Annotated in this window: 10 protein-coding genes and 1 pseudogene; 4 read left to right on the forward strand and 7 right to left on the reverse strand. The window is 39.7% G+C overall.

Going from position 1 to position 11,794, the window contains the following annotated elements:
• Nucleotides 1-41 precede the first annotated feature (41 nt).
• The 4 genes and pseudogenes from RYL77_RS05565 to RYL77_RS05580 form a co-directional block, all read right to left on the reverse strand.
• A pseudogene (locus tag RYL77_RS05565) lies at nucleotides 42-584 on the reverse strand (ClbS/DfsB family four-helix bundle protein); the annotation flags it as partial.
• A gap of 57 nt (nucleotides 585-641) precedes the next feature.
• Nucleotides 642-1,136 (reverse strand): YkgJ family cysteine cluster protein, encoded by a 495-nt coding sequence (locus RYL77_RS05570; protein WP_315010456.1) that lies wholly within the window; start codon nucleotides 1,134-1,136, stop codon nucleotides 642-644.
• A 134-nt stretch (nucleotides 1,137-1,270) separates the two neighbouring features.
• Entirely contained in the window at nucleotides 1,271-3,004 is a 1,734-nt protein-coding gene (gene ptsP / locus RYL77_RS05575) for a phosphoenolpyruvate--protein phosphotransferase (RefSeq protein ID WP_000138123.1), read from the reverse strand.
• A gap of 5 nt (nucleotides 3,005-3,009) precedes the next feature.
• Entirely contained in the window at nucleotides 3,010-3,273 is a 264-nt protein-coding gene (locus RYL77_RS05580) for a phosphocarrier protein HPr (protein ID WP_000146947.1), read from the reverse strand.
• A 349-nt stretch (nucleotides 3,274-3,622) separates the two neighbouring features.
• On the opposite strand from RYL77_RS05580, the gene nrdH reads away from it, so the two are divergent.
• The 4 genes from nrdH to RYL77_RS05600 all read left to right on the forward strand — a co-directional run bounded on the left by nrdH (nucleotide 3,623) and on the right by RYL77_RS05600 (nucleotide 8,148).
• On the forward strand, nucleotides 3,623-3,841 hold the full coding sequence (gene nrdH, locus RYL77_RS05585) for a glutaredoxin-like protein NrdH (RefSeq protein ID WP_315010457.1): 219 nt from the start codon (nucleotides 3,623-3,625) through the stop codon (nucleotides 3,839-3,841).
• Nucleotides 3,842-3,921: 80 nt separating this feature from the next.
• Entirely contained in the window at nucleotides 3,922-6,081 is a 2,160-nt protein-coding gene (nrdE, locus tag RYL77_RS05590) for a class 1b ribonucleoside-diphosphate reductase subunit alpha (protein WP_261029194.1), read from the forward strand.
• Nucleotides 6,082-6,275: 194 nt separating this feature from the next.
• A complete protein-coding gene (gene nrdF, locus RYL77_RS05595; protein ID WP_033683563.1) occupies nucleotides 6,276-7,238 on the forward strand; it encodes a class 1b ribonucleoside-diphosphate reductase subunit beta in 963 nt (320 codons plus the stop codon).
• Nucleotides 7,239-7,380: 142 nt separating this feature from the next.
• A complete protein-coding gene (locus RYL77_RS05600) occupies nucleotides 7,381-8,148 on the forward strand; it encodes a DeoR/GlpR family DNA-binding transcription regulator (protein WP_000917575.1) in 768 nt (255 codons plus the stop codon).
• 39 nt (nucleotides 8,149-8,187) lie between these two features.
• Here RYL77_RS05600 and lacG read toward each other — a convergent pair whose 3' ends face one another.
• The 3 genes from lacG to RYL77_RS05615 form a co-directional block, all read right to left on the reverse strand.
• Nucleotides 8,188-9,594, reverse strand: a complete 1,407-nt coding sequence (gene lacG, locus RYL77_RS05605; protein WP_315010459.1) for a 6-phospho-beta-galactosidase — start codon at nucleotides 9,592-9,594, stop codon at nucleotides 8,188-8,190.
• 216 nt (nucleotides 9,595-9,810) lie between these two features.
• Complete coding sequence (locus RYL77_RS05610; protein ID WP_315010461.1) at nucleotides 9,811-11,502, reverse strand: lactose-specific PTS transporter subunit EIIC; 1,692 nt, start codon at nucleotides 11,500-11,502, stop codon at nucleotides 9,811-9,813.
• On the reverse strand, nucleotides 11,502-11,794 hold a 293-nt coding region (locus tag RYL77_RS05615), incomplete at its 5' end, for a PTS lactose/cellobiose transporter subunit IIA (protein ID WP_315010463.1). The genes RYL77_RS05615 and RYL77_RS05610, both read right to left, overlap by 1 nt.

The following is an 11,794-nucleotide window of genomic DNA, read 5'->3' on the forward strand; positions in this document are numbered from 1 at the left end:
AAACTTATAAGAACCTTTCCTGAATTTCATTGTCACTTGAACTAATGAGACTTACAATTCTTTCGATGAGCTTTGAGTTTTTTCAGAGCCCAATCATAGTGACTTGACGTGCTACTGATAAAGTAGGAACCTAGACTTGTCCCTCCCGTCCACTTATAGACACCTTTGGTAAAGAGTTCGTCATTGCTAAAAACTTCTATCAACTCTAAAACCTCTCTATGTGATTGTTCTAGGAGTCTAGTCGCTTCTTCTAAGGAGGTTTTCTGGTGCTTCTTCCAAAAAGCGACATTCATTTCTCCATAAGTTTTCCAATTATAAGGTTCAGGAAGAAAAGATCTTTCGTGACCTTTTTGATTAGAATGTACCCAGGTCAAAAGTAACTGCTGCCATTCATAAAGATGGATCAAGACATCCCGCAGGTTTTTATCCCTTTTCCAGTGAGCTTCCTTTTTATTTGGGTCTCTTGAAAAATCAAATGGAGTCTGTAGCTCATCTTCACTTAGTTGGGAGATGAAACGATTGAGCTTCTCATAGTTTTCCTTAGAGGCCAGCACTAGCTCCTCTTTTGTTTTTGGTCTAGGAACAGGAGTACTCCCTTCATATTACTAGTTATTATCAGAGATTTTTTATCCTTTAAATTTCTATAACTTATCCTTTAATTTCTCAACAAAGAGATAGGCTGCTGGGCAGGTCAAAGTATTCTTAATCGTCAAATGGTTGATTTGATGGATCTTTTTGCGATCTGTATGGGGGAACTCGCGGCAGGCCTTGGGACGAACATCATAGATGGAACAGAGATTATCTCCTCCTAAAAAGGGACAAGGCATGGATTTGAAAACCTTATCCCCATCTTCATCCACCTGAAGGAATTCAGCTTCAAAAGCTGGTAATTTCATCTTAAAATACTTCGCAATACGAGTGATATCCGCTTCTTTAAAGTCAGGCCCCAATGTCTTGCAACAGTTGGCACAGGCGGTACAATCAATCTCCTCAAAGACTTCTTGGTGAATCTGCTGGGCTATCTTATCTAGATTTTTTGGTGCCTTTTTCTTTAAATTGGCCAAGACTTTGCGATGCTCCTTCTGCTTTTGCAAGGCTAGCTGGTGGTAATACTCAATATCAATTTCTTTAGACATGGTTTCTCTCTTATTCTATTTACTTCCCCCTATTATACCATGCCTCTGGAGCATTTAAAAGTGGACTTTATTAGACAATACTTTTCCAAAATACGTCAAAAAAACCTTGCAACTAAGTTACAAGGTTAATGACATTAATCGAAGTTAACGTATTCTTTTTGAAGTTCAAGAACTTCTTCCATTGTTGAACACTCTGTAAGGGCACGGTTAGCGTACTCTTCCATCTTAGCAGTATCCAATTTCTTCATCAAGCTACGTGTACGAAGTACAGATGTCGCTGACATAGAGAATTCATCCAAGCCCATTCCGACAAGAAGTGGAACAGCTTTTTGGTCACCAGCCATCTCACCACACATACCAGCCCATTTACCTTCAGCGTGAGCTGCCTTGATAACGTTGTTAATCAAGCGAAGGATTGATGGGTTATATGGTTGGTAAAGGTATGAAACTTGTTCGTTCATACGGTCTGCCGCCATTGAGTATTGGATCAAGTCGTTTGTACCAATTGACATGAAGTCCACTTCTTTTGCAAATTGGTCTGCAAGCATAGCTGCTGCAGGGATTTCAATCATGATACCAACTTGGATGTCATCCGCAACTGCAACACCTTCAGCAAGAAGGTTTGCTTTTTCTTCTTCATAAACTGCTTTAGCTGCACGGAATTCTTTCAAAAGGGCAACCATTGGGAACATGATACGCAATTGACCATGAACAGAAGCACGAAGAAGGGCACGGATTTGTGTACGGAACATTGCATCTCCAGTTTCAGAAATAGAGATACGAAGGGCACGGAATCCAAGGAATGGGTTCATTTCGTGTGGCATATCGAAGTAAGGAAGTTCCTTATCTCCACCAATATCCATTGTACGAACAACCACTGGTTTACCATTCATTCCCTCAAGAACAGCCTTGTATGCTTCATACTGCTCGTCTTCTGTTGGGAAATCTTGAGAATCCATGTACAAGAACTCTGTACGGTAAAGTCCAACAGCTTCTGCACCGTTGTTGTTAACACCTTCAACGTCTTTTGGAGTACCGATGTTAGCAGCCAACTCGAAGTGTTTACCGTCAGCAGTCACTGTTTGAGCATCTTTCAAAAGTGCCCACTCAGCTTTTTGTTTAGCATAAGCTTCACCAGCTGCTTTAAATTCCGCCGCTTGTTCATCTGTTGGGTTGATAATCACTTCACCAGTAATTCCGTTAACAGCAAGGATATCACCATCTTTCACCACTTCAGTGATGTTATTTGTTCCCAATACAGCTGCAATTTCAAGTGTACGTGCCATGATAGCTGAGTGGCTTGTACGTCCACCGATGTTTGTTACAAAAGCTTTTACAAAGTTTTTGTCCAATTGAGCTGTATCAGATGGTGTCAAGTCATGTGCAATCACGATTACTTCTTCATTGATTGAAGCTGGGTTTGGCAATTTCTTACCAAGAAGGTTTGCCAATACACGTTTTGTCACGTCGCGGATATCCGCTGCACGTTCTTGCATGTATGGGTTATCTTCCATGCCTTCAAAGATGGTGATGAACATGTCAGTCACTTCTTTAAGACCTGCTTCTGCATTGACTTTCTTAGCACGAATTGTTTCTTTAATCTGACCAATCAATTCTGGATCAGAAAGAACCATCAAATGAGCGTCAAAAACTTGAGCCGCTTCTTCACCAAGCGTACCTACAGCTTTCTCACGGATAAGAGAAAGCTCGTTTTGAGAAGCTTCAAGAGCTACATCCAAACGAGCCTCTTCTGCGTTTGTATCTTCGACTGAAATAGTCTCGAATGACAAATCCGGTTGAACGAGTAGATATGCTTTTGCAACTGCAACACCGTCAGATGCCGCGATTCCTTTAAGCATTTCTGTCATTTTCCTTATGCCAATCCTTCTTTTTCCATTGTTTCTGAGATTGCAGCGATAGCATCATCTGCATCTGCACCTTCAGCTGAGATAGTTACGTCAGCACCTTGGCCAACACCAAGACTCATAACACCCATGATTGATTTAAGGTTAACTGATTTACCTTTGTACTCAAGAGTGATATCTGAAGCAAATTTGCTAGCAGTTTGTACCAACAATGTTGCTGGACGTGCGTGAATACCTGTTTCTGCCACTACGTGGAAATCTTTAGAAGCCATAGTTTGACTCTCCTTTTGTTCTTTCTTTTTTGAGTTATATGTGATAACCCTTACAATTTGGTATTATATCATCTTCTAGGATTTTTTTCAAGCATTTTATGGGATTTATTCGATTTCCTTTCAGATAACTTGCTGAAAATCTTCTATTCTAGATAACAAAACACAGGATATAGTTTTTCAAAAAACAACTTATAGGATAATTATCACTATCTTACAAAACAAACACTACATATTGTGTTTTGCGAACTTGAGCAGAAAAACAGACCACTATATTTAGTTTTAAATCATTGACAAAAATTTATTTTCTGATATACTAAGATAGTATTAAATTTCGAAGAGGAGTTACAAAATGGTAACCGTTTATTCTAAAAATAACTGTGTCCAATGTAAGATGACCAAACGTTTCTTGGACAGTAATAATGTCACTTATCGTGAAATCAATCTTGATGAGCAACCTGAGTACATCAATCAAGTTAAAGAGCTCGGTTTCAGCGCAGCTCCTGTTATCCAAACACCAACTGAAGTCTTTTCAGGTTTCCAACCAGGAAAACTGAAACAATTAGCATAATCTTAGTACATCATCCAGAAGAAACTGCTTCTAGGGCTAACTTAGAAGCCTTTCTTTTGTAATTAGATAAGGGAAATTTTATGGGATTAAAACATCTTGAAGACGTGACTTACTTCCGTCTCAACAACGAAATCAACCGTCCTGTCAATGGACAAATCATGCTTCATAAAGATAAGGAAGCCTTGGATGCTTTCTTTAAAGAAAATGTAGTTCCAAACACTATGGTTTTTGATTCAATCAAAGATAAAATCAACTACCTGATTGAACACAACTACATCGAAACAGCCTTTATCAAGAAATACCGTCCAGAATTTTTGGAAGAATTGTCTCAATTTATCAAAGACCAAAACTTCCAATTCAAGTCTTTCATGGCAGCTTATAAATTTTACAATCAATATGCCTTGAAGACCAACGACGGTGAATATTACCTTGAAAGCATGGAAGACCGTGTCTTCTTTAACGCCCTTTATTTCGCTGACGGGAATGAAGCTGTTGCAATCGATATTGCCAATGAAATCATCCACCAACGCTACCAACCTGCTACTCCTTCCTTCTTGAATGCTGGACGTGCTCGCCGTGGGGAGTTAGTATCTTGCTTCCTAATCCAAGTAACTGATGATATGAACTCTATCGGACGTTCTATCAACTCAGCTCTTCAACTTTCACGTATTGGTGGTGGTGTGGGAATTACCCTCAGCAACCTTCGTGAAGCTGGTGCACCTATCAAAGGCTACGAAGGAGCAGCTTCTGGTGTCGTACCAGTTATGAAGCTTTTTGAAGACAGCTTCTCTTATTCAAACCAATTGGGGCAACGTCAAGGTGCTGGTGTTGTCTACCTCAACGTCTTCCACCCAGATATTATCGCCTTCCTTTCAACTAAGAAAGAAAATGCCGATGAAAAAGTTCGTGTTAAGACTCTATCACTTGGTGTTGTGGTACCAGATAAATTCTACGAATTGGCTCGCAAAAATGAAGAAATGTACCTCTTCAGTCCTTACTCTGTAGAGCTTGAATATGGTGTACCATTCAACTATATCGACATCACTGAAAAATACGATGAATTGGTCGCAAATCCAAATATCCGCAAGACAAAAATCAAGGCGCGTGATTTGGAAACTGAAATCTCTAAATTGCAACAAGAGTCTGGTTACCCTTATGTAGTCAACATTGATACGGCTAACCGTGCAAATCCTGTTGATGGTAAGATTATCATGAGTAACTTGTGTTCTGAGATTCTTCAAGTTCAAGAACCAAGCTTGATCAACGATGCTCAAGAATTCCTTCAAATGGGAACGGACGTTTCATGTAACCTTGGTTCAACCAACGTAGTCAACATGATGACTTCACCTGACTTTGGTCGTTCTATCCGTGCTATGGTTCGTGCTCTTACTTTCGTTACAGATAGTTCACACATCGTAGCTGTTCCTACCATCGACCACGGAAATAGCCAAGCTCACACCTTTGGTCTTGGTGCCATGGGACTTCACAGCTACCTTGCCCAACAATTGATTGAATATGGATCGCCTGAGTCTGTTGAATTTACCAGCATCTACTTTATGCTTATGAACTACTGGACTTTAGTTGAGTCAAACAATATTGCACGTGAACGTGGTATCACCTTCCACAACTTTGAAAAATCAGACTATGCTAACGGAAGCTACTTTGACAAGTATATTACAGGCGAGTTTGTTCCAAAATCAGACCGCGTTAAAGAACTCTTCAAAGATGTCTTTATCCCAAGTGCTGCTGACTGGGCTGAACTTCGCGACAAGGTTCAAGCAGATGGTCTTTACCACCAAAACCGCCTTGCTGTAGCGCCAAATGGTTCTATCAGTTATATCAACGACGTTTCTGCTTCTATCCACCCGATTACGCAACGTATCGAAGAACGTCAAGAAAAGAAAATCGGTAAAATCTACTATCCTGCTGCTGGCTTGTCAACAGAAACCATTCCTTACTACACTTCTGCCTACGACATGGATATGCGTAAGGTGATTGATGTTTACGCTGCTGCAACTGAGCACGTGGACCAAGGACTTTCACTTACCCTCTTCATGCGTAGTGACATTCCAAAAGGACTTTACGAATGGAAGAAAGAAAACAAACAAACGACACGTGACTTGTCTATCCTTCGCAACTATGCCTTTAACAAGGGCATCAAGTCTATCTACTACGTCCGTACCTTTACAGATGATGGTGGAGAAGTCGGTGCCAACCAGTGTGAAAGCTGTGTGATTTAATCTTTTCTTGAGGAAACTACATTTTCTCAAATTAGTGATTCATTCACCCTGCTAAACTAAACAGGAATAAGCATCTATACTATTGAAAAACAAAAAAGTCGGTCTTCCGACTTTTTGTACAATACTCCTCTAGATTTATGATAAAATAGAGGTAATTGTGAAATCACAATACTAAATACAGAAAGAGATTTCAAATGGAAACTTACTACAAAGCCATTAACTGGAATGCCATCGAAGATGTCATCGACAAATCAACTTGGGAAAAACTGACGGAGCAATTCTGGCTTGATACACGTATTCCCTTGTCAAATGACTTGGATGACTGGAGAAAGTTATCAAACAAGGAAAAAGACTTGGTCGGAAAAGTCTTTGGTGGTTTAACACTTCTCGATACTATGCAATCTGAAACAGGGGTTCAGGCCCTTCGCTCGGACATCCGTACACCGCATGAGGAAGCTGTCTTCAACAACATCCAATTTATGGAATCTGTCCATGCAAAATCTTACTCATCAATCTTCTCTACTTTGAATACCAAGGCTGAGATTGAAGAAATTTTCGAATGGACTAATACCAATCCTTATCTACAAAAGAAGGCTGAGATTGTCAATGAAATCTACCTCAACGGTAGCCCACTTGAAAAGAAAGTTGCCAGCGTCTTCCTTGAAACCTTCCTCTTCTATTCAGGTTTCTTCACTCCCCTCTACTATCTTGGTAACAACAAACTAGCCAACGTTGCGGAAATCATCAAACTGATTATTCGTGATGAGTCTGTGCACGGAACTTACATCGGTTACAAATTCCAACTTGGTTTCAATGAATTACCTGAAGAAGAGCAAGAAAAACTCAAAGAATGGATGTACGACCTGCTCTACACTCTTTATGAAAATGAAGAAGGCTACACAGAAAGCCTCTATGACGGTGTTGGTTGGACGGAAGAAGTTAAAACCTTCCTTCGCTACAATGCCAACAAGGCACTCATGAACCTGGGACAAGATCCACTCTTCCCAGATTCAGCAGATGATGTCAACCCAATCGTCATGAACGGTATTTCAACAGGAACTTCCAACCACGACTTCTTCTCTCAAGTCGGAAATGGTTACCTCCTTGGTGAAGTTGAAGCCATGCAAGACGATGACTACAACTACGGCTTGGATTAACTCAATTATCCCAGAACTGATAACAAATATCATGGTTTGTTTAAAACAACCATGATATTTTTGTTTTTGTTTTCTTTTGTTTTTTAAATTGATTGATTGAACACTTTATGATAAAATAGTAGTAGAAATAGAGGTGATAAGGATGTTAAAGCAGGAAAAACTAGATAATATTCTAGAAACGGTAAATACAAAGGGAACTATTACTGTAAAAGAAATCATGACTCGCTTGGATGTATCAGATATGACTGCTAGACGCTACTTGCAAGAGTTGGCAGACAAGGATCTACTTGTTCGAGTTCACGGGGGAGCTGAGAAAATTCGCACAGGTTCCATTTTAAACAATGAACGTTCCAATATTGAAAAACAAAGCTTGCAGATTGCAGAAAAACAAGAAATTAGCCGTTTTGCAGGCCATTTAATTGATGAGGGTGAAACTATTTTTATCGGCCCAGGTACGACCTTAGAATCTTTTGCCCGTGAACTTCCAATTGATAATATTCGTGTTGTAACAAACAGTTTACCAGTCTTTCTCATCTTAAACGAACGAAAACTAACAGATTTGATTTTAATCGGTGGAAACTACCGCTCTATTACTGGAGCCTTTGTGGGAACACTAACCTTGCAAAACTTAGCCAATCTTCAATTTTCTAAAGCCTTCGTTAGCTGTAATGGTATTCAGGACAATGCGATTGCGACCTTTAGTGAAGAGGAAGGTGAATCACAACGCATCGCCCTCAATAATTCCAATAAAAAATACTTACTAGCTGACAATAGTAAGTTCAATAAATTTGATTTTTATACCTTCTACAATATCTCTGATATTGATACCATCGTTTCAGATTCTAAACTGAGCAAAGAAACCTTCGAACAACTTTCAAAACAAACAAAAATTATTCTTTCTAAACCATAAAACGATCCCCACCGATTGATGGGGATTTTTATCTACAGTTTAATCAATAATCTGACTTTCTGCTACTTTCTTGTACCAGTGAGCTGATTTCTTAGGATAACGTTCTTGAGTTTCAAAGTCTACATAGAAGAGACCGTAACGTTTCTCATAACCGTTTGACCATGAGAAGACATCCATTAATGACCAAATGAAGTAACCTTTTACGTTTGCACCATCAGCAATAGCATCAGACAAGACATCCAAGTGTTGCTTCACATAATCAATACGACCATCATCGTAAACAGTGTTATCAACGAACTCATCTTTATAACCAAGTCCATTTTCAGTGATGTAAATCTTCTTGTAGTTAGGATAATCTTTCTTCACGCGCATGATTTGGTCATACAAACCTTGAGGGTAGATAATCCAATCCCAATCCGTACGTGGTACATAGTCAGGAGCTACACGACGACCAACACCTTTGATTTGGTATTTAGAGCTTCCTTTCTCACCCTTACCATTATGGATAATTTCAGTTTCTCCATCAAAGGCTTCCATCCAGTCACTCATATAGTAATTGATTCCAAGGAAGTCGTTCAAGTCTTTCGCAGCTTCTAATGCTGTGAAATCTTCTTCACGAAGATCCAAGCTACCACCATTGACTGATAAGATATGGTTGACACCTTCCATTGTTTCATCTGAATAGCGACCTAGATAAGTTGCATCCAAGATAAATTTATTGTGAATGATGTCTTCCAACTCAGTAGCACGAACATCTGCAGGATTTTCAGGATCAAGTGGGTACTTGGTTGGGAGAGCGTGCACGACACCAATTTCGCCTTTATAGCCTTTATCTTTGTACAATTTTACCGCACGCGCATGAGAAACCATCATATTGTGGTGCGATTGGAATACTTTGGCAAGGTCGTACTGAATACCTGGAGGGAATTTACCAACTAAATATTGACCATCACCGATCGGCCCAATTTCATTAAAGGTTGTCCAATAGTTTACTTCTGGAAATTCTTCAAAACAGAAAGTCGCGTAGTCTACAAAGTGTTCAATGTTTTCACGGTTTAAGAAGTCTCCATTTGAATGTAGAGCTTCTGGCGTATCAAAGTGATGAAGAGTTACAAAGGGCTCAACATGACGTTTATGGCACTCCGAAAATAGATTATGATAAAATTCAACACCTTTAGCATTTACTTGACCGTAGCCTGTTGGGAAAATACGTGACCAAGCAATAGAAATTCGAATACCATTGACACCATACTCTTCTGCTAGCTTGAGGTCAACTGGATATCGATTGTAAAAATCACTGGCTGGTTCCGCAGTGTACCAGTAGTTATCTTCAAGATACTTATCCCACGCAACTGGTCCTTTTCCATCAGTATGTGTAGCACCTTCTGCTTGATAGGCAGCTGTTGCGCCACCGAAAATAAAGTCTTTTGGTAATGTTTTTGTCATTTTTTTCACCTATTTCTTGATTTAAAATAAAGTAAAAGTGAGAGGAGAGGAGGCTAGTGAGGCTTTATTCTCCATCTCACTTCTTGTACTAAGTCACCGAATTGTGACATGAGAAGGTAAAAACGATATCTTTTTACCGACGAATTAACAAGGCGATTAGGAAATTCGCCATAGCGATTTCCCTAACGATAGGAGACTGTTTCACAGTCCCTATCGTTAATCGAATTGAGCTTGTACAAATGCAAGAGCACCTTTTCCATCACGAGTTAATTTGATGTATTGAGCACCTTCTGTCTTGGCAAGTTTAATACCAAGTTTATCTGTTTCTGCTTTCATATCTTCAAAGTTTGAAGCAACTTGAGGAGCAAGGATAACCAAATCAAACTCTGGCAACATTTCACGGTGAGCACCATAGCCACCTGCTGCTGCTTTCACAGGAACATTGTATTCTGCAGCTGCCTTATTCAAAGCATTCGCAAGAAGTCCACTTGTCCCTCCACCTGCACAGAGAACGAGGACATTTGTTTCTTCAGTGATTGTATTTTGTGCTGCTTCTACACCAGCTTTTTCAAGAATGGCATCTGCTTTTGCAGTGTTGAAGTTTGCAGCAACTTTTTCTTTTAATTCATCATTAGACTTACCTGAACGCTCTTCTTCAAGAATTTGTTCATCATAGACCTTAAGAAATGGATAGTAAATGACAACGTCAACCACAATTAGAAGGGCGGCAAGAATGAATGATAGAACTTGGAAGTTAGTTCCAAGAACTAGACCCAGTGGAGCTGGAGTTGTCCATGGTAGATTAGCAGTAAATGAGTTCATTCCAAGTGTTTCAATAAAGAATTTGAAGATCCAAACGTTCGCGATTGGAGCAAAGATAAATGGAATGAAGAAGATTGGATTCAATACAAGCGGTGCACCAAACAAGATTGGTTCATTTACACCAAAGAAGATTGGAACTACTGAAGCACGACCGATTGCACGATTACGTTTTGATTTTGTTAACCACATGAACATGAATGGAACAACCAGTGTCGCACCAGTACCACCCATGGTAACGATAAACATTTGTGTACCAGAAGTAAGAATCTTGTCAGCGTGCATACCTTGTTGGAGAAGGTTCAAGTTGACTTCGGCATTTGCATAGGTAATAGCTGCGATTGCTGGTTCAACGATAGATGGACCATGAATACCAACAAACCAGAAGAAGGCAAAGGCACCAAAGATAATGGTAATACCTAGATAACCATCAGCAGCAGAGAAGAGTGGTGCAAAGAATTTACCGATTGATTCAGCTACGCTTGACCCAACAAAATGACGAGCTAGTAAATCAAGAGCATAAAGTGAAACAACTGAGAGAGTAAATGGAATCACATCTTTAAAGACTTGTGAGATATTGGGTGGAACTTCGTCAGGCATACGAATAGTGACGTTGTTCTTAACACAAATCTTATAGATTGCTACGGTAACAAAGGCAGCAAGGAAGGCTGAAAGCAAACCTTTTGTCCCAAGGAATCCTGTTGCAAAACCACCTTCAATCGGATCAGCTGCCAACATCAACAAACCAACAATTGCTGCCAACAATGTTGACATATAGTTGATTTGATTGGTTTTCTCCATGCTACGGTTTACTGAGTCGGTCAATGACTTAGCTGTTGTACCAGCTACCAAGAGAGCCAGAATACCCATAGAATAGCTATAAGGTTTCATCAGAAAGGCTACAACTTCATCAGACCATTTAAAGCCCCATGAGTTTGGTACAAAGGCAATCAAGATAAAGATACTTGAGAAGAGAATAACAGGCATACCTGCAATGAAACCATCACGAATAGCACGAAGATAGATATTACGAGATAGTTTCTCAAAGAAAGGCTTTCCTTTCTCGATGAATGCAATTAGTTTATTCATTACTTAACTCCTCTCTTGTAGAGTTCAATTAAATGGTGCATCAAATCTTTTAACAAGATAGTTGTCATCAAGTGGTCTTGGCCATGCATCATGGTCACACTATAAGCTAAATCTTCACCAGCTGCTTCCTTAGTCAATAGACTTGTTTGCGCGTGGTGAGCCTCTGCAATACAGCTACCAGCTTCCTCTACCAGAGCGTCCGCTTTTTCAAAATCACCAAATTCAGCAGCCTTTAAAGCTTCCAATAGTTTTGAACGAGCATCGCCAGCATAGGCTACGATTTCAAAACCTA

The sequence above is a fragment of the uncultured Streptococcus sp. genome, from assembly GCF_963516515.1.
Classification (GTDB): domain Bacteria; phylum Bacillota; class Bacilli; order Lactobacillales; family Streptococcaceae; genus Streptococcus.

What these genes read in the sequence shown, in the direction of transcription:
- RYL77_RS05570 (WP_315010456.1), bottom strand. Translation starts at nt 1,136, where the DNA reads ATGTCTAAAGAAATTGATATTGAGTATTACCACCAGCTAGCCTTGCAA.
- ptsP (WP_000138123.1), bottom strand. Translation starts at nt 3,004, where the DNA reads ATGACAGAAATGCTTAAAGGAATCGCGGCATCTGACGGTGTTGCAGTT.
- RYL77_RS05580 (WP_000146947.1), bottom strand. Translation starts at nt 3,273, where the DNA reads ATGGCTTCTAAAGATTTCCACGTAGTGGCAGAAACAGGTATTCACGCA.
- nrdH (WP_315010457.1), top strand. Translation starts at nt 3,623, where the DNA reads ATGGTAACCGTTTATTCTAAAAATAACTGTGTCCAATGTAAGATGACC.
- nrdE (WP_261029194.1), top strand. Translation starts at nt 3,922, where the DNA reads ATGGGATTAAAACATCTTGAAGACGTGACTTACTTCCGTCTCAACAAC.
- nrdF (WP_033683563.1), top strand. Translation starts at nt 6,276, where the DNA reads ATGGAAACTTACTACAAAGCCATTAACTGGAATGCCATCGAAGATGTC.
- RYL77_RS05600 (WP_000917575.1), top strand. Translation starts at nt 7,381, where the DNA reads ATGTTAAAGCAGGAAAAACTAGATAATATTCTAGAAACGGTAAATACA.
- lacG (WP_315010459.1), bottom strand. Translation starts at nt 9,594, where the DNA reads ATGACAAAAACATTACCAAAAGACTTTATTTTCGGTGGCGCAACAGCT.
- RYL77_RS05610 (WP_315010461.1), bottom strand. Translation starts at nt 11,502, where the DNA reads ATGAATAAACTAATTGCATTCATCGAGAAAGGAAAGCCTTTCTTTGAG.